This window comes from Stenotrophomonas sp. SORGH_AS_0321 (assembly GCF_031453215.1).
Lineage (GTDB): Bacteria > Pseudomonadota > Gammaproteobacteria > Xanthomonadales > Xanthomonadaceae > Stenotrophomonas > Stenotrophomonas chelatiphaga.
Genome location: NZ_JAVIZG010000001.1, coordinates 111930 through 135736, shown reverse-complemented (window position 1 = coordinate 135736; position 23807 = coordinate 111930). Strand labels below are relative to the sequence as shown.

At 68.6% G+C, this 23807-nt stretch carries 23 protein-coding genes and 1 pseudogene; 3 read left to right on the top strand and 21 right to left on the bottom strand.

Annotation, left to right across the window (positions count from 1 at the left end; all coding sequences use genetic code 11):
- The first annotated feature begins 207 nt into the window (after nucleotides 1–207).
- A complete protein-coding gene (locus QE373_RS00575) occupies nucleotides 208–1485 on the top strand; it encodes a glycosyltransferase (RefSeq protein WP_309682342.1) in 1278 nt (425 codons plus the stop codon).
- On the opposite strand, the gene QE373_RS00570 is transcribed toward QE373_RS00575, so the two are convergent.
- The 3 genes from QE373_RS00570 to QE373_RS00560 form a co-directional block, all read right to left on the bottom strand.
- The gene (locus QE373_RS00570; RefSeq protein ID WP_309682339.1) at nucleotides 1419–2294 is read right to left on the bottom strand and encodes a hypothetical protein; all 876 of its coding nucleotides are present in this window, start codon (nucleotides 2292–2294) and stop codon (nucleotides 1419–1421) included. The genes QE373_RS00575 and QE373_RS00570 overlap by 67 nt on opposite strands.
- Complete coding sequence (locus QE373_RS00565; protein ID WP_309682336.1) at nucleotides 2291–3601, bottom strand: AAA family ATPase; 1311 nt, start codon at nucleotides 3599–3601, stop codon at nucleotides 2291–2293. Before QE373_RS00565 ends, QE373_RS00570 begins: the two co-directional genes overlap by 4 nt.
- Before the next feature lie 62 nt (nucleotides 3602–3663).
- Nucleotides 3664–4560: a LysR family transcriptional regulator gene (locus QE373_RS00560; RefSeq protein WP_309682333.1), complete on the bottom strand. Its 897-nt coding sequence runs from the start codon at nucleotides 4558–4560 to the stop codon at nucleotides 3664–3666.
- A 128-nt stretch (nucleotides 4561–4688) separates the two neighbouring features.
- Between QE373_RS00560 and QE373_RS00555 the strand changes: the two genes are divergently transcribed.
- Nucleotides 4689–5078, top strand: coding sequence for a RidA family protein (locus tag QE373_RS00555; RefSeq protein ID WP_057507107.1), 390 nt, complete (start codon nucleotides 4689–4691; stop codon nucleotides 5076–5078).
- Between the two features lie 173 nt (nucleotides 5079–5251).
- Here QE373_RS00555 and QE373_RS00550 read toward each other — a convergent pair whose 3' ends face one another.
- The 13 genes and pseudogenes from QE373_RS00550 to QE373_RS00490 all read right to left on the bottom strand — a co-directional run bounded on the left by QE373_RS00550 (nucleotide 5252) and on the right by QE373_RS00490 (nucleotide 19052).
- Nucleotides 5252–8419: a CusA/CzcA family heavy metal efflux RND transporter gene (locus tag QE373_RS00550; protein ID WP_309689480.1), complete on the bottom strand. Its 3168-nt coding sequence runs from the start codon at nucleotides 8417–8419 to the stop codon at nucleotides 5252–5254.
- Between the two features lie 28 nt (nucleotides 8420–8447).
- Nucleotides 8448–9419, bottom strand: coding sequence for an efflux RND transporter periplasmic adaptor subunit (locus tag QE373_RS00545; protein WP_309682326.1), 972 nt, complete (start codon nucleotides 9417–9419; stop codon nucleotides 8448–8450).
- Nucleotides 9416–10699 (bottom strand): TolC family protein, encoded by a 1284-nt coding sequence (locus QE373_RS00540; RefSeq protein WP_309682323.1) that lies wholly within the window; start codon nucleotides 10697–10699, stop codon nucleotides 9416–9418. The genes QE373_RS00545 and QE373_RS00540 overlap by 4 nt, the downstream gene beginning before the upstream one ends.
- 59 nt (nucleotides 10700–10758) lie before the next feature.
- Nucleotides 10759–11136 carry a hypothetical protein gene (locus QE373_RS00535; RefSeq protein ID WP_309682320.1) on the bottom strand — a complete coding sequence of 126 codons (378 nt, stop codon included), beginning with the start codon at nucleotides 11134–11136 and terminating at the stop codon, nucleotides 10759–10761.
- A 61-nt stretch (nucleotides 11137–11197) separates the two neighbouring features.
- On the bottom strand, nucleotides 11198–11656 hold the full coding sequence (locus QE373_RS00530) for a hypothetical protein (protein WP_309682317.1): 459 nt from the start codon (nucleotides 11654–11656) through the stop codon (nucleotides 11198–11200).
- Between the two features lie 210 nt (nucleotides 11657–11866).
- Entirely contained in the window at nucleotides 11867–13618 is a 1752-nt protein-coding gene (locus QE373_RS00525; RefSeq protein ID WP_309689476.1) for a DUF885 family protein, read from the bottom strand.
- 108 nt (nucleotides 13619–13726) lie between these two features.
- Complete coding sequence (locus tag QE373_RS00520; protein ID WP_057507101.1) at nucleotides 13727–14068, bottom strand: lipid-A-disaccharide synthase N-terminal domain-containing protein; 342 nt, start codon at nucleotides 14066–14068, stop codon at nucleotides 13727–13729.
- Nucleotides 14068–14790, bottom strand: a complete 723-nt coding sequence (locus QE373_RS00515) for a glycosyltransferase family 2 protein (RefSeq protein WP_309682310.1) — start codon at nucleotides 14788–14790, stop codon at nucleotides 14068–14070. The genes QE373_RS00520 and QE373_RS00515 overlap by 1 nt, the downstream gene beginning before the upstream one ends.
- 90 nt (nucleotides 14791–14880) lie before the next feature.
- Nucleotides 14881–15846 carry an NAD-dependent epimerase/dehydratase family protein gene (locus QE373_RS00510; RefSeq protein WP_309682307.1) on the bottom strand — a complete coding sequence of 322 codons (966 nt, stop codon included), beginning with the start codon at nucleotides 15844–15846 and terminating at the stop codon, nucleotides 14881–14883.
- 8 nt (nucleotides 15847–15854) lie between these two features.
- On the bottom strand, nucleotides 15855–16778 hold the full coding sequence (locus tag QE373_RS00505) for a ParB/RepB/Spo0J family partition protein (RefSeq protein WP_309682303.1): 924 nt from the start codon (nucleotides 16776–16778) through the stop codon (nucleotides 15855–15857).
- Nucleotides 16778–17575 carry a ParA family protein gene (locus QE373_RS00500; RefSeq protein WP_309682301.1) on the bottom strand — a complete coding sequence of 266 codons (798 nt, stop codon included), beginning with the start codon at nucleotides 17573–17575 and terminating at the stop codon, nucleotides 16778–16780. The genes QE373_RS00505 and QE373_RS00500 overlap by 1 nt, the downstream gene beginning before the upstream one ends.
- Nucleotides 17576–17686: 111 nt before the next feature.
- A pseudogene (rsmG, locus tag QE373_RS00495) lies at nucleotides 17687–18326 on the bottom strand (16S rRNA (guanine(527)-N(7))-methyltransferase RsmG).
- Nucleotides 18327–18452: 126 nt separating this feature from the next.
- On the bottom strand, nucleotides 18453–19052 hold the full coding sequence (locus QE373_RS00490; protein ID WP_309682298.1) for a 4'-phosphopantetheinyl transferase superfamily protein: 600 nt from the start codon (nucleotides 19050–19052) through the stop codon (nucleotides 18453–18455).
- Nucleotides 19053–19136: 84 nt separating this feature from the next.
- Here QE373_RS00490 and QE373_RS00485 point away from each other — a divergent pair, with 84 nt between their 5' ends.
- The gene (locus QE373_RS00485; RefSeq protein WP_309682295.1) at nucleotides 19137–19388 is read left to right on the top strand and encodes a GlsB/YeaQ/YmgE family stress response membrane protein; all 252 of its coding nucleotides are present in this window, start codon (nucleotides 19137–19139) and stop codon (nucleotides 19386–19388) included.
- A 73-nt stretch (nucleotides 19389–19461) separates the two neighbouring features.
- Here QE373_RS00485 and xth read toward each other — a convergent pair whose 3' ends face one another.
- From xth to QE373_RS00460, 5 genes are all read right to left on the bottom strand, one after another.
- Nucleotides 19462–20229: an exodeoxyribonuclease III gene (xth, locus tag QE373_RS00480; protein WP_057507094.1), complete on the bottom strand. Its 768-nt coding sequence runs from the start codon at nucleotides 20227–20229 to the stop codon at nucleotides 19462–19464.
- Nucleotides 20230–20345: 116 nt separating this feature from the next.
- Nucleotides 20346–21113, bottom strand: a complete 768-nt coding sequence (locus QE373_RS00475) for a pseudouridine synthase (RefSeq protein ID WP_309682290.1) — start codon at nucleotides 21111–21113, stop codon at nucleotides 20346–20348.
- The gene (gene ubiB, locus QE373_RS00470; RefSeq protein WP_057507093.1) at nucleotides 21110–22765 is read right to left on the bottom strand and encodes a ubiquinone biosynthesis regulatory protein kinase UbiB; all 1656 of its coding nucleotides are present in this window, start codon (nucleotides 22763–22765) and stop codon (nucleotides 21110–21112) included. Before ubiB ends, QE373_RS00475 begins: the two co-directional genes overlap by 4 nt.
- On the bottom strand, nucleotides 22762–23397 hold the full coding sequence (locus QE373_RS00465; RefSeq protein ID WP_057507092.1) for an SCP2 sterol-binding domain-containing protein: 636 nt from the start codon (nucleotides 23395–23397) through the stop codon (nucleotides 22762–22764). Before QE373_RS00465 ends, ubiB begins: the two co-directional genes overlap by 4 nt.
- Nucleotides 23398–23627: 230 nt before the next feature.
- Entirely contained in the window at nucleotides 23628–23783 is a 156-nt protein-coding gene (locus tag QE373_RS00460) for a DUF1328 domain-containing protein (protein WP_083491872.1), read from the bottom strand.
- Between the last annotated feature and the right edge of the window lie 24 nt (nucleotides 23784–23807).

Genomic DNA, 23807 nt, shown 5'->3' with positions numbered 1-23807 from the left:
GGCGACGGCGGCCTCGATGGTTTCCCATCACACGTCAAGAGAATCAAAGGGTTACGCTGACCTGGGCATACCGGAGGACGTGTTGCCGGTACCGCCACCCGGGGTTGACCGGACACAGCGAGCCGCGAAGTATGCCCGGGTCAGGCCGAACCTGCAAGCCAGGGCCGCTCCACGGTACCCTCGCCCGCGGCCTGCTACACAGGCGGGATGAAAATACTCGCACTCACCTACGGCACCGAAGGCGACACCCGCCCCCTTACCCTGCTCTGCCGCGGGCTGATCGACGCCGGCCACGAGGTGATGCTGCTCGCCGACGCCGGCACGCTGGGCAGCGCGCAGGCACTGGAGGTGCCGCATGCCGCCCTGCAGGGCGACATCCACGAAGAAGTGGTGGCGCTGCTGTCGCACGGCAACAGCCCACGGGCCGCCAGCAGCGGACTGGCCCGGATGGCGCGGCGGCATGTGGCCGACTGGATGGGCCAGGCCGACCGGGCCGCTGCAGGCTGTGACGCGGTGCTGGCCGGGGGGCTGGCCGCCTTCGTCGGCCTGAGCGTGGCCGAACGCCACCGCATCCCGGTGATCGGCACCGGCATGATCCCGATCACCCCGACCCGCGCCTTCCCCTCCCCCTTCCTGCCGCCGGGCTGGACACCGGCCGCGCTGAACCGGATCAGCCACCGGCTGGTCACCCGGCTGATCTGGCAGCAGTTCCGCGCACCGGTCAACCAGGCCCGGCACGCGGTGCTGGGCCTGCCCCCGGCGACCACCCCGTGGATCGATGCGCCGATGCTGTACGGCGTGTCGCCCAGCCTGGTGGCCGCGCCCGCGGACTGGCCGGCCGACCATCTGGTATGCGGCCAGTGGCGCCTGCCCGACAGCGCCGGATGGTCGCCCCCGCCCGCCCTGCAGGCGTTCCTGGATGCCGGCGCGCCGCCGGTCTACGTGGGCTTCGGCAGCATGACCGGGTTCGACCGCGACGCCGTGCTGACGGCCCTGCTGCGCATGCTTGAAGGGCGCCGCGTGCTGCTGTCACCGGGCTGGTCGGGCACGCCGGCGCTGGCCCTGCCGCACGACGTGCACGTGGTGGGGCCGGTGCCGCATGAAGCCCTGTTCCCGCTGACCTCGCTGGTGATCCACCATGGCGGCAGCGGCACCACGCATTCGGCCTGCCGTGCCGGTGTACCGTCGATGGTGATGCCGTTCGCGGCCGATCAGTTCTTCTGGGCCGACCGCCTGCATCGACTCGGCGTGTCGCCGGCGGCGCTCTCGCCCCGGCGGCTGGCCCCCCGGCGATTGTCCGCGGCACTCGCCTTTGCCGAACGCCCGGACGTGCGCGGGCGCGCGGCGGCACTCGGCCGGCAGATGGCGGCCGAAGACGGCGTGGCGACCGGTGTGGCGGCCGTGGCGCGGCTGCTCGGTCAGCCCGCGGCCAACTGCAGCGCCAAGCTGCCAAGCGCGTCCGCGCGTTCCCTGTCAGCACCATGAAGCGCGACGAAGTCGCGTGCACAGGCGGCGAACTCGGCGCGGTCGGACTGTGCGTAGGCGATCGACTGCTGCTGCAGCTGGCGCAGGTCATCCGGCAAGCCCGGCAGCTGCACGGCGCGCAACGACAGCCATAACGCCCCCAGCAGCCGTGCCCTCCGGCTGGTCAGGTCCTGGTGGTTGAGCTGGAAGAATTCGATGGTCACCCGCGCGCGCTCATGGTCGCCACCGCGCGTGCGACGTGGCACGGCCAGTACGCCATCGAAGCGCAGGATGCGCGCGGGATCGGTGTCCAGGGTACCGAGGGGATACACCAGCAGCGGGTCTTCAGCGCGCGCCGAGCGTGGCGTGGATGCGCGCGTGCTGCGTTTGCCGCGTACCGGGAAGAAGTCGGCCTTCAACGTCGAATTGCAGCGCGTGCAGGCAATCACATAGTTCAGTGGATGGTAGGCCAGCAGGTAGTAACCGCGCGTGCTGGCCCGGCCCACCGCACATGGCGGCAGGAAGCCCACCGCGCCCTTGCCGGTGGCGGGTGGCCACGCGCTGACCCTCGATTTGGGCCGAAAGTGCTCCACCTCGTGCACCTTGCTGGCCAGCGCGTGGCCGGCCAGGCGGCTTTCGCAGTAGGCGCATTTCTCATGCTGGAGCTCGATGTAGACCTGCTTGATGTCGCCCCAGAATTCGCTGCCTTCGACGTAACGGCCCTGTCGCCGGTACTCGGCGGTACGCAGCCGCGCCTTGTCCAGCCAGCGGCGGTCGTGCGCGGTGACCAGTGCACGCAGTTGCGCTTCGCCCACGCGGATGCGGATCACGCCAGGCCCTCCCCCGAGGCGAGCAGCTGCAGATAGGCCACCGCCGCGGCGGCATCGCCGTGCTGGCTGGCCAGCCGCAGGCGCTCCAGCCTGCCGCCCACCGCCGCCGGCCGGGTGGTGGCCAGCCCGAAATACGGACTAAGCAGCATCTCGTCGGCACTGCGACCATGCACCCGCTCAGGCAACCGACGGCAACGCGTGCCCAGCGTGTCCGTGCGATCAAGCACGATCAGGTTGTGCGGCTGCAGCGCACCGACCACCAGCGGGCTGTGGGTGGTCACGATGAACTGCAGCTTCGGCAGCGCCTGGGACAGGGTGGACAGCAGCGAGCGCTGCCATGCGGGGTGCAGGTGCAGGTCGATCTCATCGACCAGCACCACACCCTGGTTGTCGGCCAGCCGACGGCCCGACGGTGCGCCCAGGCACAACTGGTGGAGCAGGTCGCCAATCCAGCCGACATAGGCCTGATAACCATCGGACAGGCCGGAGAAGGGAAGCTGCGCGCCGTCGATCTCGAACAGCGGCGGGTCCTGGGACGCCGTGGTCGCCATCCGGCAGCCGTCCGGCAGCAGCCGGTTCATCAGGGTGACCACCTGTCGATGGCGGCCGGGATTCTGCGCCGCATACGCAGGCAGCCAGGCGGCAAGCGGCAGCAGTCCGCGGTTGTCGAACAGGCTGGCCACGCGCTGGCGTCGCTGACGTCCCACCGGCACCGGTGCCGCATCCGCGGCCACCTGCGCGTGGTCGACCCAGCGCGAGGCGCCGTAGGCCACCAGGAAGAACGCACTGGGCTCACGCACCTGCTGGATCAGCCGCAGCTCGCGGCCCAGCTCGGCCTGCTCCGGGCGCAGCCAGTCAAGCAGCTCCATGTCGCCGACACGCTCGATCCGGGCCTGGATCGGCAGTGCCTGCAGCGGCCGTCCGGCGCACGCCAGCAGGTCCTGGCCATGCAAGCACAGGTCGATGTCGATGCGCGCGGTATCGTCGGCCACGCAGGCGCTGCCGGCACCGGTGCCTGGCGGCCTGCGTACCCAGCCGGTGCGCTCCAGCGTGGGATCGCGTTCGAATACCGGTGCCAGCACGCCGAGCGCGATGGCCCGCAGCACGCTGGATTTGCCCGCGCCGTTGCCGCCGAGCAGCACATGCACGTTGGCAAGCGGAGCGCCCACGGCGTCGCCGTCGCGGCGGAAATCGATGCTGGCGTCGCTGAAAGCGCGCAGGTTCTGGATGCGGATGGCTTCTACGTGCACGCTGGCAGCCCTGTGGACGCCCGGCCGGGCGATCTGCGCGGCGCGCATGACTGGCATGCGCGCCGTGCCTGCAGCCTAGGCGGCACCGGCATGCACCCACCAGAGGCAGCGCGGTCGGTTCATGCCTGCATCAGCGCGGTCACCCAGTCGATGAACACCCGCAGGCGCTGGCTCACATGCCGGGTGGGCGGGAACATCACGTGCATCGGCATGGATTCGATCCGCCAGTCGTCGAACAGCTGCACCAGTTCGCCGCGCGCGGCCGGCGCGGCCGCCATGTACTCCGGCACGCAGATGATGCCCAGGCCGGCCAGGCCGGCGGCGAGATAGGCATCGCCGTCGTCGATGGCGATGACGTGGCGCCCGCGTACGTCGATCTGTTCCTCGCCGCGCTGCATCACGAAGCGGCGCGTGCGTCCGGTTCGGGGTCGCAGGAAGCCGACGGTCAGGTGGTCCGGCCCTTCCAGTTCGCGGGGATGGGCCGGCACGCCATGGCGTTCCAGGTAACCGGCGCTGGCATGGATGCCGAAGCGGAGATCACCGATATGCCGCGCCACCAGCGACTGCTCGATCGGCTCACCGCCGCGGATGACGCAGTCGACGTTGTCACCGATCACGTCGACCTCGCGGTCGCTGACCCCGATCTGCAGTTCGATGTCCGGATAGCGCGCGTGGAAGTCCGGCAGCGCCGGCACCAGCAGCAGGCGGGCGAACGGGCTGGGCACGTCGATACGCAGGCGCCCGCGCGGGGCGTCGGTGGCGGTGGAGAGACTGGCTTCGGCCGCTTCCAGTTCGGCCAGCAGGTACACCGCCCGGGGGTAGTAGAGCTCGCCTTCTGCGGTCAGGTTGACCTGCCGGGTCGTGCGGTTGAGCAGGCGCACGCGCAGGTGGGCCTCCAGCTGCTGGACCAGCTCGGTCACCCGCGTGCGCCCCAGCTGCAGGGTCTGCGCCGCCTTGGTGAAGCTGCCGGTTTCCACTACCCGGACGAAGGCGCGCATTGCGTCGAAACGGTCCATGCAGGGCCTGATCTGTCGGATTTGCCGAACAATCTAGGCGGCTTCTGTCGGTTTATCCAGCAGAGCAGGCGGTCCAGCATGTAACCCCGCGCTGCGGCAGCCTGCCGCGGCCCTGACGGAGCAATCCCATGACCCGTGATGTCGTGTTTCCCGCTGGCCGCCAGGCCCTGTACGAACGTAATCGCTATTCGCCGGCGGTGCGTGCCAACGGCTTCCTGTTCGTGTCCGGGCAGGTCGGCAGCCGCGAAGACGGCTCGCCCGAGCCCGAGCTGGAAGCCCAGGTCCGCCGCGCTTTCGACAACCTCAACGCGGTGCTGGCGGCGGCCGGCTGCAGCTTCGACGACGTGGTCGACGTGACGGTGTTCATCGTCGACCCGGAGAAGAATTTCGAAAAGGCCTGGGCGATCGTGCCGGAGTACTGGGGTGAAGCGCCGCATCCCACCCTGACCGGGATCGGCGTGACCTGGCTGTACGGATTCCAGTTCGAGATCAAGGTGATCGCGAAGCTGCCGGCGTAGTTGCGTTGACGGCCAGCGGCCGTCACTACCGGGTGGTGGTTGACCCTCTCCGGTGGGTGACGACCGTTGGTCGTCACGCTGTCCGGTGTCAGAAGCAGTTACGACCAACGGTCGTCACCCACCAGAGGAGGTCGTCATCCACCGGAGCGGGGCGTCACCCACCTGGCCTTCCTTCAGTGTTCGCGGCGGTGCAGCCAGCGGTACAGCACCGGCAGCAGCAGCAGGGTCAGCAGCGTGGAAGACACGATGCCGCCGATCACCACCGTCGCCAGCGGCCGCTGCACTTCCGAACCTGCACCGACGTTGAAGGCCATCGGTACGAAGCCCAGCGATGCGACCAAGGCCGTCATCAGCACCGGTCGCAGGCGGCCCAGCGCTCCTTCGCGCACCGCGTCGGGCAGCGCAAGTCCCTGCCCGCGCAACTGGCGGATAAAGCTGATCATCACCAGCCCGTTGAGCACGGCGACGCCGGACAAGGCGATGAAGCCGACCCCGGCGGAGATCGACAGCGGCATGCCGCGCAGTGCCAGCGCCAGCACGCCGCCGGTCAACGCCAGCGGCACCCCGCTGAACACCACCAGCGCATCGCGACCGGAACCAAAGGCCCAGAACAGCAGCGCGAAGATCAGCACCAGGGTGACCGGCACCACCACCGCCAGGCGCTGGCTGGCCGAAATCAGCTGTTCGAAGCTGCCGCCATAGTCGATCCAGTACCCATTGGGAACCACCACCTGCGTACCCACGGTGGACTGCAGTTCGGCGACGAAACCGCCAAGATCACGGTCACGCACGTTGGCGGTGACCACGATGCGTCGCTTGCCGTTTTCGCGGTTGACCTGGTTCGGCCCTTCGCTGGTTTCAATCCGCGCCAGTTCACGCAGCGGTACCGTGCGCGGTCCGCCACTGGCGGCGCTACCGCCGCGGCTCAGCTCGTCGGCGTTGCCGTTGGCCAGCGCAGGCTCCAGTGACACCGGCAGGTCCGCCAGCGCCGCCGGATCCTGGCGCAGGGCTTCGGGCAGGCGCACCACGATGTCGAAACGGCGATCGCCTTCGAACAACTGCCCCGCCACGGTGCCGCCCACCGCCGTGGCCACGGTGGATTGCACCTGGCCCGGATTGAGCCCGTAGCCGGCCAATGCCTGGCGGTCCGGGCGCACGGTCAGCAGCGGCAGTCCACTGGTTTCCTCCAGCCGCACGTCGGCGGCGCCGGGCACGCCGGAAACCACCTGCTGCACGCGCCGGCCCACCTGCGCCAGCATGTCCAGGTCATCGCCGTAGACCACCACGGCCACGTCCGCGCGCACGCCGGAAATCAGCTCGTTCATGCGCATCTGGATCGGCTGGGTGAACTCGTAGTTGTTGCCGGGCAGCTGTTCCACCGCCGATTCCAGTTCACCCAGCAGCACGTCGCGGCGCTTGCGCGGATCGGGCCAGTCGCGGCGGTCCTTCATCATCACGAAGGTGTCGGCCACCGACGGCGGCATCGGGTCCGACGCCACTTCCGGCGTGCCGATCTTGGAGAACACCTTGGCCACTTCGGGCACCTGCAGCAGGCGCGTCTCGATCTGCACCTGCATCCGTACCGACTGGCCCAGGCTGGTGCCGGGGATGCGCATGGCATGCATTGCCACGTCACCCTCGTCCAGGCTCGGAACGAACTCGCTGCCGAGGCGGCTGGCCAGCACGCCGCAGCCCACCACCAGCACCAGCGCGGCGGCCACCGCCCAGCGCCCACGCTGCAGCACGATGCCCAGCAGCGGCTGGTAGCGCCGGCGCAGCCACGCCATCACCCGGTTTTCCTTTTCCTGCACGCGCCCACCGAGGAACAGCGCGATGGCGGCCGGCACGAAGGTCAGGCACAGCAGCATCGCGCCACTCAGCGCCAGCACCACGGTGATCGCCATCGGGTGGAACATCTTTCCTTCCACGCCGGTCAACGCGAAGATCGGCAGGTAAACCGCGGTGATGATGCCGAGGCCGAACAGGCTCGGGCGGATCACTTCGGCGGTCGCGCTGGCCGTTTCGGCAAAGCGCTCGGCGGCGCTCATGTCGCGTCCCAGCGCATGCTGGCGCTCACCGAAGCGGCGCAGGCAGTTTTCGATGATGATCACCACGCCATCGACGATCAGGCCGAAGTCCAGCGCACCCAGGCTCATCAGGTTGGCCGATACCCCGCCGCGGGCCATGCCAGTCAGGGTGAACAGCATCGCCAACGGGATCACCGCTGCGGTGATCAGCGCCGCGCGCACGTTGCCGAGCAGCAGGAACAACACCACCACCACCAGCAGCGCGCCCTCCAGCAGGTTCCTGGCGACGGTGGTGATGGTGCGGTCCACCAGCGCGGTGCGGTCGTAACTGGCGGTGGCGGTGATCCCTTCGGGCAGGCTGCGCTGTGCCTGCGCCAGTTTCGCGGCGGCGGCCTGGGCCACCTCGCGGCTGTTCGCTCCGACCAGCATCACCACCGTGCCCATCACCACTTCATGGCCGTCCTGGGTGGCCGCGCCACTGCGCAGCTCCGCGCCTTCGGCGACCTCGGCCACGTCATGCACATGGATCGGCACGCCTTCGCGGCGGTCCAGCACGATATTGCCGATCTCTTCCAGGTTGGCCACCTGGCCGGGTATCCGCACCAGGAACTGCTGTCCGTTGCGCTCGATGTAGCCGGCGCCCACGTTCTGGTTGTTGGCTTCCACCGCAGCGGCCACCGCTTCCAGGGTGAAGCCGAGTGCGCGCAGACGTGCCGGGTCCGGAGTGATGTGGACCTGGCGCTGGAAGCCGCCGATGGTGTTGACCTCGGTGACCCCGGGCACGGTGCGCAGCTGCGGCCGGATCACCCAGTCCTGCAGGGTGCGCAGGTCGGTGGCGGTGTACGCGGTGCCATCGGGCTTGCGCGCGCCGGGCGCGGCGTCGACGGTGTACATGAAGATTTCGCCGAGCCCGGTGGCGATCGGCCCGAGCTGCGGATCCAGTCCGGCGGGCAGCTGCGAGCGGACCTGCTGCAGGCGTTCGGCCACCTGCTGGCGGGCGAAGTACAGGTCGGTGCCGTCGTCGAACACCACCGTTACCTGGGACAGCCCATAGCGCGACAGCGAACGCACCTGCTCCAGCGCCGGCAGGCCGGCCATCGCGGTTTCCACCGCGTAGGTGATGCGTTGTTCGCTCTCCAGCGGCGAATAGCCGGGCGCTGCGGTGTTGATCTGCACCTGCACGTTGGTGATGTCCGGCGTGGCATCGATGGGCAGCCGGCCAAAGCTCCAGATGCCCACCAGCACCAGCACCGCGGTCATCGCCATCATCAGCCAGCGATGGGTGATGGCGCCGCCGATCATGCGTTCCAGCAGGCCCGGACGGGCGCGATCGTCGCGCGGCTCAGTGCTCATGCGCTGCCCCCGCCTTGCCGATGTCGGCCTTCACCGTGTAGCTCTGCTCCACCACCACCTGTTCGCCGGCCTGCAGGCCAGCGGTGACCGCGACCTGGCGCGCATCGCGTGCGCCCAACTGGACCACGCGTGCCTGGTAGGTGTCGCCTTCGCGGACGAACACCACGTCCTTGCCTTCCAGTGACTGCAGTGCGGTCAGCGGTACCGCGAGCGGCGCCGGTGTGCTGGCCACCACGATGCGCGCGCGCACCGCAGCACCCGGCCGCCACAGGCCATCAGCGTTGTCGATGGTGGCCCGGGCCACCGTGCTCTGGCTGGCGGTAGCGGTACCGGGCAGCACGCGTTCAAGGGTCGCGGTCTGGGTGATGCCGTCGGTCATGCGGGTGATGGTGACCGGCACGCCCGCAGTGATGTGCTGGGTGTCAGCGCCGAAGATGTGCAGGTCGACCCACAGTTGGGACAGGTCGCCGATGTCGAACAGCACCTGGCCTTCGGCCGCCACCGCACCCAGCTGCACCTGCCGCGACAGCACCACGCCGGAGATCGGAGCGGCGATGCTGTAGGTGGTCAGGCTCAGGTTGCTTTCAATGCTGGCCAAGGGCTGGCCGGCACGCACGCGGTCACCGACATTGGCGCGCAGCGCGCGCACCGGTCCGGGAAAACGCGCGGTGACCTGTGCGCTGCGCCCATCGACCGGCGCCAGCAGGCCCTGTACTTCGTGCTCATCGGCGATGGTGCCGGGGCCCACCGCGGCGCTGACGATGCCGGCGGCGCGTGCCTGCGCGTCGGTGATGCGGGTACTTTCCGTAGGGGCTTCATCCTCGTGCGCTTCGCCTTCGGCGTGCGCGTGGGTGTCTTCGGCGGAGCCGGGGTCAGCCGGCTTGCCGCTGCAGCCTGCCAGCAGGGCGCACGGCAGCAGGATCGCGAGCATGCGGCGCATGGCCACGGGGGTGCGGGTCATGGTGCGGTTCCTTCGGTGGCGGTGGCGGTGGCGGTGGCGACCAGTGGCTGACCGGTCAGCCGCTGGAGTTCAATCAGGGCGAGCTGCGCAGACAGCGCAGCATCCAGCTGTCGCTGCCGGGCCTCGATCCGCATTGCCTGCAGCTGGGCCCATTCCAGGTAACTGATGGCGCCGGCACGCCACGCGGTTTCGGCGGCCTTTTCGGCACGACGCAGCTGCGGCAGCACGTCGCGGTCCATGCGGGTGACCTCCAGCCGGGCGGTGCTGTAACGCCCGTGTGCTTCGGCCAGGGTGGCATGCAGCTGCAGCGCGCGGCCCTGCCGCTCCACGCCACTCATTTCCAGTTCGCTGCGTGCGGCACGGAGCTCCGGATCCGCGCGCCGGGCGTTGCCCAACGGCACGCTGAAGCTGCCCACCAGCGACGAATCGCGACTGGCGCGGTCGTTGCGCACGCCGAACTGCCAGGACACATCACCGCGCTGCTGGCTGCTGGCCAGCTGCAGCTGGGCTTGGCGCACGCGCTGTTCGCCAGCGATCAGCGCCAGCTCCGGCGTCTGCTCGAGCAGGTCGGCCAGCTGGCTGAAGTCCTGCAGGGCAGGCAGCTGCAGCGGATCCCCAGTGGCCACGTCGAAGTCGACCTCGCGTGCGTTCCACAGCGCAGCCAACGACAGCCGCGCCGCGCTGCCCTCCTGCAGGGCACGGTCCCTGTCCAGCTCGGCCTGGGCCAGCGCCGCCTGCGCGGTCATCAGCGTGGACGCCGGCGAGGCGCCGGCGGTGAGCCGCAGCTGCGCCGCCTGCGCCGCGCGGCGACGCTGTTCGATGTCATCCAGTGCGATGCGCTGGCGAGCGGCAGCGAGGGTGATCGCCAGGTAGCGACGCGCTACCTCGGCCATCATGTCCAGGCGGATGATCTCGCGCTGCGGCGCCAGCGCATCAAGGTTGGCCTGGGCCACGGCGCGGCGGGCATCCAGCTTGCCGCCCCGTTCCAGTACACCGGCCAGCGACACGGTGGTCTCCAGCGCGTCGACGCCGCGGCTGTCGCCACTGCCGAGTGCGTTTTCAAGGTCCACGCCGAACACCAGCGGCGGTGCCAGGCCGGCAGCGTCGAAGCGGGCGCGGGCGGCCTGCTGCTGCAACGGCAGCAGGCGCAGGTCGGGATGGGTGCGTGCAACACGGTCGACCGCCGCATCGAGCGTCAAAGGGGCAGCGGGCAACGTCACCTGCGCGTTGGCGCATGGCGACAGCACCAGGACCGCAAGCGCGGCCAGGCGTTTGAACATGGGGTTTCTCCAGCAATCTCAGGACAGGATCGGTTGCTCCGCCAGCGGCGGATCGCGGATCAGGCCTGGATCGGGGGACGCAGCGGGCTGTCCTGCGGGGCGGGACGCCAGCTGGCATCCAGTGAGCCGTGGGTCACCCGGGCCGGCGCGGCGATCAGTTCCCAGCCTGCATGGGCGAAGGGCAGCACGCCGCCCTGGCCATGGCAATGACCGCAGTGCACCAGCGCATGCAGCAGGCGCGCGCTGGTGTCGTCGTCGTCATGGCCGGTTTCGGCTTCTGCGTCCCCATGGGGCAGCGCGGGATGATCGGCATGCGACAGTTCGTGCAGGTCACCCAGCGCCGACGCCAACGCGCCCCCGGCCGTGCCAAGCGCCACCACCACCAGCATCAGCAGGCGGAGCAGAAACAACCGGCGGTGGCGCAGCGAGCGGATCATCACCGGCAGGGTAGCGAGCGCACCGCGCGTTACACAATCGCAGTGCGAAGCCGTGCCGATGCTAGAGATGGGTGGTCTCCAGATCATGCAGGGAGGCGCCGGCGACCTCGTGCATGCCGGGCGGCAAGGCGCCCTTCAGGGCGTCCAGCGTCTCGAAGTGCCTGCCGCGCACGCCGTTCCAGCCGCTGTTCGCGGTGTCGGCGACGTGCAGATGCCAACCCCTGTCAGAGTGCTCCAGCGCGGTACGCACCAGCTGCGGCGTCCGCTGCGAGCGATGCACCAGCATGAAGGCACCCTGCTCCGCCTGCCGTATGGCGAAGCTGCCTGGCCGTTGGAACTGCGTGCACAGCACCCGATAGGCGGCGTGGGCCGGCACCTTGCCGGCATCGAGATTGAACAGATACTCCGGGTTGTTGAGGTAACCACGGTGCCGGCGATAATCGGCTTCGATGACGAAGCGTTCCGGGGCGCTCAGTACGTTGCCGATGCCCGGCGGAGCGTGCTCGCCGTAACACGGCATGCCGCACATCAGGATCACGCTGGCATCAGCGGCCGCATTTGTTACCGCATGGGGTCGCAACGCGCTGTGCGCATTGGAGCGGACAGCAACGCCGCGGCTTGTCGACGCGGCCGGAACGGCCGGACTGTGATGTACCGGTTGCAACATGCGGGAGGCCTGTCTGTGCATTCAGACAAGCCTGCCGCAACGCAGGATCCGCGCTACCAGTAATCAGCCTTTGCGCCGTTCGACGATAAAGGCCTGGATCTGCTTTTCCAGCACCGGCAAGGGCACCGAGCCCTGCTGCAGCACGGCGTCGTGGAAGGCCTTGATGTCGAACTGGTCACCCAGTTCTCTTTCCGCCTGCGCGCGCAGCCGCACGATCGCGATCTCGCCGAGCTTGTAGCTCAGCGCCTGGCCCGGCCAGGAGATGTAGCGATCCACTTCGGTGGTCACTTCGTGCTCGCTCAGCGCGGTGTGGTCGCGCAGGTAGGCCAGCGCCTGGTCGCGGCTCCAGCCCTTGCTGTGCACGCCGGTATCGATCACCAGCCGCGCCGCACGCCACATTTCGTAGGTCAGCCGGCCGAAGTCTTCGTAGGGGGTTTCGTAGATGCCCATCTCCACGCCCAGCTTTTCGCAGTAAAGGCCCCAGCCTTCACCGTAGGCGGAGATGTAACTGTTGCGACGGAACTCCGGCAGCTCGCCCTGTTCGGCCGCCAGCGCACCCTGCAGCGCATGGCCCGGATCGGATTCGTGCAGGGTCAGTGCCGGCAGGTTGTACAGCGGGCGCGCCGGCAGGTTGTAGGTGTTGAGCCAGTAGGTACCCATGCCGCCGCGGCCGGCGGTCCAGAACGGGGCGATGTCCGGCGGCACCGGCACGATGGTGAAGCGCGCGCGCGGCAGCGTCATGTACCTGCCGATCACCCCGTCCACGCGCTTGGAGATCCAAGCCGCGCGATGCAGCAGCTCGTCGGGGGTCTTGGCATAGAACTGCGGATCGGTACGCAGGAAGGTCAGGAACTCGCCGAAGCTGCCCTTGAAGCCCACCTGCTTGATGATGGCGTTCATCTCCGACTGGATGCGTGCCACCTCGGCCAGGCCGATCGCGTGGATCTCATCCGGGGTCAGGTCCAGCGTGGTGTATTCGTGGATCTGCTGCCTGTAGAACGCCTTGCCGTCGGGCATGGCCTCGGCGGCCAGCGTGGTGCGTGCCATGGGCACGTACTCCTGCAGGAAGAAGCTGCGCAGCTGCTGGAAGGCCGGGATGACCTTGCCGACGATCGCTTCGCGGGCCTGCGCCTGCAGCTGCGCCTGCTCGGCGGCGGGAATGCTGGAAGGCAGCTTCTTGAACGGTGCGTACAGCGGCGACTGGGTCGGATCGGTGAGGTCGGCGACGTTGGAGATCGCTACTTCGCGGCCATCCAGCACCGCGCGCGGCACGCTGAAGCCACGGGCCAGGCCGGCCCGCATGTTGTCGGTCTGCTGGGTGAAATAGCGCGGCACGTCGTTGAGGCGCGCGATGTAGTTGCGATGGTCCTGCGCGGTCTTCATCTCGCGACGGGCCATGAAAGAGAGGTTGGACCAGAACGAGGAATCCGAATTGAACGGCATCTCGTAGCTGCGCAGGCGCACTTCCTCGGCCAGGTTGAACACCTGGTCGCGGTAGATCGCCAGGTTGACCTGGTTGACCGCCGACAGGGCCTTGGCGTCCAGCTCATCCAGCTGCTTCAGCACGCCGTCCCAGACCGCAAGCCGTGCCTGGTGTGCGGCCGGGCCGACATCGGGCATGCGCGCGGCGCTTTCCGGGGCGTCACCGTCCTCGCTGGCTTCGCCTCCACCGGCCTGGCGCCACGCCCATTCCTTTTCGTAGATCGCGCGGAAGGCAGCGTCGGCTGCGCTTTCATTGGCAACGCTGGCCGGCGCCGCCGTGGCGACCGGCGGGGCCGCATGGACAAGCGCGGGAGCAGACAGGGCAAGCAGCAGGGCAACGGCAAGGCGGGTTTTCACGAGCGACAGATTCCCGGGGAGGCAGGCCTTCGATGATGGCACCGATGCAGCCCTGCTACATGGGTCGAACGTCCTGCCCGCTGCCTAGTGAACGGCCTTGTCGCGCTTCCAGCCACGGTGGGCGATATCCAGCTTCAGGCTGTACAGCGCGGTGAAGGCCGGAAACAGGTTCTGCAGCACGCCGACCGAATCCTGTTTCGCGGAAAACAGGAAGTAGCTCAGCGTCATCAGGCTGCCGACCACGCTCATGTACCAGAACAGCCGCGGGATCACCGGTTTGCCGGCCCGCCGCGAGGCGACGAACTGCACCAGCCAGCGGCCGCCGAACATCAGCGCGCCGGTGTAGCCGATCAGCTTCCAGCCGGTGACGTGCAGCCCGGTCCAGTACAACCAGGTCAGCGGCTGGTCGAGCAGGGACAGCTCCATCAGCGCTCTTCCACGGCGGTACGGCGGCTGCGCGTGATCAGCCACGCCACCCCGCGCAGATCGCGCAGTCCGACCAGCCCACGCTGCAGGTTGTTGTACTTGGATACCCCCGCGGTGCGCGGGCGGTGGTTGACCGGCACGCTCTGCGTGCTCCAGCCGGAACGCTGCATCAGTGCCGGCAGGTAACGGTGCATGTGGTCGAAGTAGGGCAGGTCCAGGAACGCCTCGCGTTCGAACAGCTTGATGCCGCAGCCGGTATCGGGGGTGGCGTCCTGCAGCACGCGCGCGCGGATCGCATTGGCCCAGCGGCTGGCCCAGCGTTTGCTGCCGCTGTCCTTGCGGTTGACCCGCCAGCCGGCGAACAGCTTGACCCGGGCATCGGCCGCTGCGCGGGCCTGGAGCAGTCTCGGAATGTCGGCAGGATCATTCTGGCCATCGCCGTCCAGCGTGGCGATCCAGGCACCGCGCGCCTGCTTGACCCCGGTGCGGACCGCCGTGCTCTGGCCGCTCTGGCTGACATGGTGCAGCACGCGCAGCTCTGGCGTGGTGGCCTTCAGGCCCTGCAGCACGGCCAGGGTGTCGTCGCGGGAGTGGTCGTCGACGTAGACGATCTCGAAGGCGGTACGTCCGCGCAGTGCCGCGGTGATTTCCGCCACCAGCGCGGCGACGTTGTCACGCTCGTTGAACACCGGGACGACGACGGAAAGCTCAGGATGACTCATCGGGAACTCGGCGAAGGGAGGGAAAAACAGCGCGCATTCTCCGCTGCCGAGGTTATCCGAAGATGAACCCGGTTGCCCAGATGCGCCGTTTCAGGCGCGCTCGCCGAAATACGCCCGGCACCACGCCACCACCGGCGGCAGGCCCTGTTCGATCGACAGCGACGGCGAGTAGCCGAAAGCGTCATGGGCGCGACGGGTATCTGCCATCGTGCGCACCATGTCGCCGGCCTGCATCGGCTTGTAGACCTTGCAGGCAGCACGCCCGGCAGCACGCTCGATGACGTCGATGAACCGCTCCAGCTCCACCGGGGTATGGTTGCCCAGGTTGAACACATGGTGCGGCACCGGTTCGGTACTGGGATGGGAGAGCGCGCCAAGGATGCCGGCCACGATGTCGGAAACATGTGTGAAATCCCGCTGCATCCGCCCATCGTTGAACACCTCGATCGGCCGCCCGGCCAGCACCGCGCGCGCGAACAGCAGCGGCGCCATGTCCGGTCGCCCCCAGGGGCCGTACACGGTGAAGAAGCGCAGCCCGGTCGCCCGCAGGCCGTACAGCTGGGCGTAGCTGTAGGCCATCAGTTCGTTGGCGGCCTTGGTGGCGGCATACAGCGAGCGCGGCTGGTCCACGCGCTGGTCTTCGGAAAACGGCGGGATCGCCGAATCGCCATACACCGAACTGCTGCTGGCGTAGACCAGGTGCTGCACGCCATGACGGCGGCAGCCCTCCAGCATGTTGACGAAGCCGCTGAGGTTGCTGTCAACGTAGGCCTGCGGATTTTCCAGCGAATAACGCACGCCGGCCTGCGCCGCCAGGTGGATCACCGCGCGCGGCTGCACCTGGTCGAACAGCGCGGCCAGGCCGTCGCGGTCGGTCAGCTCCAGCGTGCGCAGATCCAGCTGTGGGCACAGCGCGGCCACGCGGTCACGCTTGAGCTGCGGATCGTAATAGGCGTTGAAGTTGTCCAGGCCGACCACCGCCTGGCCGGCCTGCAGCAGCGCCTGCGCCGTGTAGGCCCCGATGAATCCCGCAGCACCGGTGAGCAGGATCGTCATGCCGTGGCTCAGCCGCGCTGGGCCCGCAGCCTTTCCAGCACGCCATCGAGCGTGTCCAGATCGGTGTAGTGGATGACCAGCTTGCCCTTGCCGCCGCGGCCGTGGTTGATCGCCACCTTGGCACCGAGCGATTCGCTCAGCTCGGTTTCCAGCGACGCGATATCGGCCTGCGGCGCGGTGCGCGGTGTCGGCTGCGGGCGGTTGCCCGGCACCTTGCCGGCGGCGAACGCCTGCGCGCGGCGCTCCACTTCGCGTACCGACCAGCCTTCGTCGGCCGCTTCCTGGGCCAGCTTGCCGGCCAGTTCCGGGGCCAGCGTCAGCAGTGCGCGGGCGTGGCCCATTTCCAGCCGGCGTGATTCCAGCAGCACGCGGATCGCGATCGGCAGTTCCAGCAGGCGCAGCAGGTTGGATACCGACGCACGCGAACGGCCGACCGCTTCGGCCGCTTCGGCATGGGTCAGGGTGAACTCACTGATCAGCCGGTGCAGCGCTTCGGCCTCTTCCAACGGGTTGAGGTCTTCGCGCTGGATGTTCTCGATCAGCGCCATCGCGATGACGGTGCGGTCTTCCAGTTCGCGCACCACCACCGGTACTTCGTCCAGCCCGGCCAGCTGCGATGCACGCCAGCGGCGTTCACCGGCGACGATTTCGTAATTGCCGCCCGGCAGCTGGCGCGCCAGGATCGGCTGGATCACGCCCTGCGAACGGATGGAATCGGCCAGCTCGGCGAGCTTGGCCTGGTCCATCTCGCGCCGCGGCTGGTACTTGCCCGGCTGCAGCTGGCCGATCGGCAGCCGGCGCAGCACTTCACCGGGCAGCGGCTCGATCACCGCAGTGGCCTGCACCTGGCTCACCGAAGCCTTCGGTCCCAGCAGGGCGTCCAGGCCGCGGCCGAGGCCACGCTTCTTCCCTGCGGCGGGCTTGGTGGTCATCAGGCAGTCTCCACGGCCTTGGCGGCCTTGTTGCGATCGTTGTTGCGACGGATGATCTCGCCGGCCAGGCCGAGGTAGGCCACGCCGCCGCGCGATGCACGGTCGTAGCCGACGATGCTCTGGCCATGGCTGGGCGCTTCGGCCAGGCGCACGTTGCGCGGCACGATGGTGCGGAACACCAGGTCACCGAAGTGTTCGGTGAGCTCGCCGGACACCGCGTTGGCCAGGTTGTTGCGCACGTCGAACATGGTGCGCAGCACGCCTTCGATTTCCAGTGCCGGATTGAGGTTGCCGCGCAGCGCTTCGATGGTTTCCACCAGCGCGCTCAGGCCCTCCAGCGCGTAGTACTCGCACTGCATCGGCACCAGCACCGAATCGGCGGCAGCCAAGGCGTTCAGGGTCAGCAGCGAAAGCGCCGGCGGGCAGTCGATCAGGATGTAATCGTACTCATCGCGGATGGGTGCCAGCGCGCGCTTGAGGCGCTGTTCGCGCTCGCCCTGCCCCATCAGCTGGATCTCGGCGGCGGTCAGGTCGATGTTGCCCGGCAGCAGGTCATAGCCTTCGGCCGACTTCACCCGCACTTCCGCCGCGGTGCTTTCGCCCAGCAGCAGGTCGTAGGTGGACGAGACCAGCTCGCGTTTTTCCACGCCGCTGCCCATCGTCGCGTTGCCCTGCGAATCCAGGTCCACCAGCAGGACGCGCTTGGGGGCGTGGGCCAGGGCGGCGGACAGGTTGACGGCGGTCGTGGTCTTGCCGACGCCACCCTTCTGGTTGGCGATGGCGATGATGCGGGCCATGCGGGTGAGCCTCGTCGACGGTTGCTGGGGCTGGTCATTATGCGTACAACCGGCCCTGGGCGGAAATCGGGGTGTGCCGGGACCTTGCTGGACAAGGACCGGCGCAACCCTTCAAGGACCGGTGATGGTCACCAGGTGGCGCTCGCCGGACAGCCCGGGAACCTGCAGCGGCACCACCTCGCGCGCGCGCCAGCCGGCCGGCAGCGCGGCGATTTCTTCGTGCGGATGGATGCCCTTCATCGCCAGCAGCACCCCACCCGGACGCAGCAGGTGGCCGCCGACGCGCACGATGCCTTCCAGCGTATCCATCGCACGCGCGGTGATCTGGTCGTACTGGCCGGGTTCGTCCAGGGCTTCGGCGCGCGATTCGGCGACCCGCGCGTTGCCCAGCTGCAGTTGGCGCACGGCTTCGCGCATGAAGCGCGCTTTCTTGCCGTTGCTTTCCACCAGGGTCACCTGCAGGCCCGGGCAGGCAATGGCCAGCGGAATGCCGGGCAGTCCGGGACCGGTGCCCAGATCGGCCAGCGTGCCATCGGCCACGTGCGGCTGCATCGCCAGCGAATCCAGCAGGTGGCGGGTCACCATCTCCTGCGGATCGCGCACGGCGGTGAGGTTGTAGGTCTGGTTCCAGCGGTGCAGCAGGGCCAGGTAACGCAGCAGCGCGCGGCGCCAGCTCGGCGGCCAGCCCCATGTCGGCCAGGCCACGCTGCAGCGTGTCGGCGACGGCAGGCGGAAGATTGTGTTCGCTCATGGCGTGATTATCGCCGGTTTATTGCCATTGCGTTGATCGGGCCGGCCTTGGTAGCGCCGAGCCATGCTCGGCGGACACTGTCCGACGCCGCGCTTCGCGCTCGCCGAGCGTGGCTCGGCGCTGCCTTCAGACGGCGTGCCAGGCCAGCGCGGCGCGGAAATCGGCGTGCGCCTGCCACTCGTGCAGGTGCCAACGCGCGGCCGGTCCGAGCGCCGGGTCGCACCAGTGCAGTTGCAGGCTGCCGTCGCCGGCGGGGGCGAACTGCAGGCGGTGCAGGCCGAAGGAGATGCCCTGCCCGTCCGCCTTCAGCATGGCCTCCTTGGCGCACCAGACGCGGAAGAACCAGTGTTCGCGATCGGCCTCGGACAGGCGCTCCAGCCATTCGATTTCCGCCGGGTGGAAGAAGCGGCGGACGATCTCCAGCAGGCGCGGCCGTGGCCGCAGCAGTTCCAGGTCCACGCCCAGCCGCACGCCTTCGCCCAACGCCACCAGCAGCAACTGGCCGCTGTGGCTCCAGCCGGTGCCATAGCCGGACAACGCAGCGGACAGCTCCGGGCGGCCACGCGGGTCACGGACCAGCGGCAGCGCCAGTGGATCGCCGCCCAGCGCTTCGGCCAGCACCTGTCGCGCCTGCGGTTCGCCGCGCTGCCCCGGCACGTGCGGGCGGCGCCAGACCGTCACCGGACCGAAGCGCCACGGGCCTTCGAGGGACGCCGGCAGGCTCACTGCGCGGACCTGCCGGCGCGGCTGCACAAGCGGTTCACGGCAGTACGCGTCAACTGAAGTCCCTTGTGAAACGGAGGTGCGGCGATGGGCATCATCATCTGGTTGATCGTAGGCGGCATCGTAGGCTGGCTGGCCAGCATCATCATGAGGCGCGATGGCCAGCAGGGCATCATCCTCAACGTGGTGGTCGGCATCGTCGGTGCGCTGATTTCAGGCTGGCTGTTCGGCGGCGGCATCAACGAAGCGATTACGATACGTACCTTCCTGTTCTCGCTGATCGGCGCGGTGATCCTGTTGGCGATCGTCAACCTGTTCACCCGCAAGAGCATACGCTGACGCTGCGGTAATCCCGGCCGCTGGCCGGATGCCACATCACGACGGGGCCCGGCAACTGCCGGGCCTCGTTGTTTCAGCCCAGCTGCACCCAGGCGGGGGCGTGGTCGCTGGGGCGCTCCCAGGTCCTCGGTTCGCGATCGATGCCCGATGCCACGGCCGACGCCTTCAGCGCATCCGATACCAGGGTCAGGTCGATGCGCAGCCCCAGGTTGCGGCGGAAGCCGGCGGCGCGGTAATCCCACCAGCTGAACACCCCGGCCTCGTCACTGTGCAGGCGGAACGCATCGTGCAGGCCCAGCTGCAGCAGCTTGTTCAACGCGCCACGTTCGGCGGTGGACGTCAGGATGTGGTTCTCGTTCCAGACCAACGGGTCGTTGACGTCACGCTCGTCCGGGGCGATGTTGAAATCACCCATCACGATCAGCTTCGGGTAGCGCTGCAGTTCACTGGCGATCCAAGCGTGCACCGCCTCCAGCCAGCGCAGTTTGTAGGCATATTTGTCCGTGCCCACGTCCTGGCCGTTGACCACGTACAGGTTGATCACCCGCAGGTCGCCGAAGGTGCCGGCGATGACGCGCTTCTGCTCATCTTCGAAGCCGGGGATGCCGATCTGCACGTCCTGCGCCGGCTCGCGCGACAGCAACGCCACGCCGTTGTAGGTCTTCTGGCCGGCGAACACACTGCGGTAGCCGGCGGCGATCAGCGCCGAATCCGGGAACTTGTGGTCTTCCAGCTTGGTTTCCTGGATGCCGACGATGTCCGGGCCGAAGTCCTTGAGCCACTGCTCCAGGTGCGGCAGGCGGACATTGAGCGAATTGACGTTCCACGAGGCGATTTTCATGGCGGGGATTGTAGCCCGCCCGGCGTGTCGGCCCGGTAGCGCCGAGCCATGCTCGGCGGCTTCTTGCCGAAGACTGCGGATATATTGCGCCGAGCATGCCTCGGCGCTACCAGGCGTCAGGCCGGCGGGACGTCCCAGCCGAACAGGTCCAGCGCTTTCTGGAAGGCCGCATCCACCGGCGCGCGTACGTCCAGCGTGCCGCCATCCGGATGCGGGAAGCGCAGGCGCTCGGCATGCAGCAGCATGCGGTGCACGCCCTGCATGCGGAAGATGCGGTTGTGCCGCCCATCGCCATGGCTGGTGTCGCCGATCATGTGGTGCGAGAGGTGCTTGAGATGGCGGCGGATCTGGCGGAAGCGCCCGGTCTGCGGCTGGCAGCGCAGCAGCGCATAACGCGAGGTGCTGAACTCCCCACTCGGCACCGCCAGCTCGCCGGTCGCCAGGCGTTGGAAATCCGTCACCGCCGGCTTCTTCACCGGCTTGCCGGGACCGCCATCCAGGTCGTGGTCGACCTGCCAGCTTTCCTCTGCCGGCCACCCACGGCACACGGTCAAATAGTCCTTCTGCACCTCACCGCCCATCAGCGACTTGCCCAGCGCACTGGCGGTTTCGCGGTCGAAGGCCAGCAGCAGGCAGCCGCTGGTGGCGCGGTCCAGCCGATGTACCAGGAAGATCTGCCGGCCCAGCTGCTCACGCAGCCGATCGGCCAGGAAGTCATCTTCGCCGCGCGCCAGCTTGCTGTCGTGGACCATCAGCCCGGACGGTTTGTTGACCACCGCCAGGCGCTCGTCCTGGTGCAGCAGCTGCAGCGGCGGCAGCGGCGCCACGGCGGCGGTGTCGTCGTCCGGACTCACTTCATCGATCACCGTTGCGCGCCCCGTCATCGCCACCACGCCCGCGCCAGCGCCAGCGCACCCAGCGCGCCGGACACCCCGCTCCAGATCGGCATGTCGCCGAAGTACAGGCCCGGCGGCTGCAGCACGTACATCAGCGCGGCGATCGCCAGCAGGCCGACACCGGTGATCGCGCCGACGGCGCGTTTCTGCAGGCGCTGCAGGCTGGCGTCCAGCGCCGCCAGGTCGCGCGAGCGCATCGACAGCTCGTGCCGACCTTCCACCTGCTGGCTCAGCCAGGCGTGCACCAACCGCGGCATGTCCGGCGCATGGGTCATGATTTCCGGCACCCGCTTGCCGATCTCGCGCAGCACCCGGCGCGGGCTGTAGCGCGCGCGCAGGATCTTCGCCAGCACCGGCTTGGCCACCGCCCAGATATCGATCTGCGGATCCAGCTGGCGGCCCACGCCTTCGATGTTGAGCAGGGTCTTCTGCAGCAGGATCAGCTGCGGCTGCAGGGTCAGCTGGTAGCGCTGCGCCACGCGGAACAGCTTCATCAGCACTTCCGCCAGCGAAATCTGCGACAGCGGGCGGGTGAAGTACGGCTCGCAGACCGAACGCACCGCCGATTCCAGCTCGTCGATGCGCACATGGTCGGGCATCCAGCCCGCCTGCACATGCAGTTCGGCGATGCGCCGGTAATCGCGGTTGAAGATGGCCATGAAGTTCTCGGCGAGGTAGTACTGGTCCTCCTGCGAGAGCTGTCCCATGATGCCGAAATCCAGTGCGATGAAGCGCGGATTGGCGCGGCGCTGCGGATCCAGGTCGACCCAGATGTTGCCGGCGTGCGCATCGGCGTGGAAGAAGTTGTCACGGAACACCTGGGTGTAGAAGACCCGAACGCCCTTGGCCGCCAGCGCGACACGGTCGATGCCGGCGCGGTCAAGCGCTTCGATGTCGTCCGACGGAATGCCCCACACGCGCTCCAGGGTCAGCGCGCGTTCGGCGGTGTGGCTCCAGATCACCTCGGGCACGTACAGGTCGTCCGAGTTCTCCCAGAACCGGCGCAGCACGCTGGCGTTGGCCCCTTCGCGCTGCAGGTCCAGTTCGGCCGACAGCGTGTTTTCGATCTCCGCCACCACTTCGCGCGGGCGGATCTTGTCGGCGCGCGGATGGGTGCGCTCGACCAGCGTCGCCAGCGAGTTGAGCAGGGCGATGTCGGCGACGATCTGCTTTTCGATATCCGGGCGCAGCACCTTGACCACCACCTGGCGACCATCGCCGAGCGTGGCGGCGTGCACCTGGGCGATCGACGCCGACGCCAGCGGTTCGGTGTCGAAGCTGGCGAAGGCCGCGCTGACCGGCATGCCCAGCGCCTGTTCGACGATGCGGCGCGCGGTATCGCCATCGAACGGCTTGACCCGGTCCTGCAGCAGGGTCAATTCAACGGCGACGTCCGGCGGCACCAGGTCGCGGCGGGTGGACAGGATCTGCCCGAACTTGACGAAGATCGGGCCGAGGTCCTGCAGCGCCAGGCGCAGCCGCGCACCGCGGGTCTGCGCGGCGATGTCGGCCGATGCCCGCGGCACGAACGGCTTGGCCAGCCGCAGCCAGCGCTCGGCCGGGGTGCCCTGCAGCAGGTCGTCCAGGCGGTAGCGCAGGATGATGCGGCCGATCCGGCTGGCCCGCAGCAGCGCCTTCATGCAGCACCCCGCAGCCGCTGCACGCGCGCGGCGATGCGCTCGACGTCGTCGCGCAGCACGTCCACGTCGTCATGGAAGGCGTCCAGTTCGCCGCGCGGCACCACGTCACGCGATTCCTCGGTGACGAACTCGGCGGCGGTATGCGCGAGGTCGGACGCGCCGCGGCGCGCGTGCTGCAGGGCGCTGCGCAGGGTATTGGCCACCTGCACGCCCAGCACTTCACCGAACACGCGCACGAACGGCAACTGCCAGTCCGGGTCGAATCCTTTCGCCAGCTGCTGCAGGCGGCGCGCCAGTTCGGCATCACCGGCGACCCGCACCCGGCCGGCCGGGTTGGCCTGCGCGCCGCGCGATTTCGCCAGCAGCGGCAACTGGGCCAGCACACCGGACAGGCTGCTGCGCACGGCCAGGTCGGCTTCGCGATGGTCCACCGGGCCCACTTCGAGTGCCTCGCCGTGCACGCTGATGCGCATCGCCAGCGCGGGCGCTTCCAGGGTCAGGTCGATATGGCGGCCGTCCAGCGCGGTCAGCGCCTGGCGGGTATCAGGATCCAGCGCGAGCGCGCGGTTGAGCGCGGCTTGCAGGGCACGGCCGGCAACCGGCTTGAGCGACTTGAGCAGGGAAAGAGGCATGGCGGGCATTCTACCTGCCTGATGCGGTACTGACCGCAGCCGAACCCGGTAGTGACGGCCGCTGGCCGTCATGCTGTGCCTGTGGTGGGTGACGACCGCTGGTCGTCATGCCGTTGCCCCGCCGCCATTCCGGTAGTAACGGCCGCTGGCCGTCACGCTGCGGCAGCATCCCGCAGAAACAACAAAGCCGGGCAAGGCCCGGCTTCGTCTTCAAGCAACGTGACCGAAGGTCAGGTTCGCTTGCGGAACATCGAGATCACGGCCAGCACCAGGAAGACCACGAACAGGATCCAGGCGATGTTGCTGGCGGCACCGGCGATACCGGAAAAACCGAGCACGGCGGCAATCAGGGCGATGACGAAAAAGATGACGGCGTAGTGCAGCATGGCGATCCTCGCGGTTAACGTGCC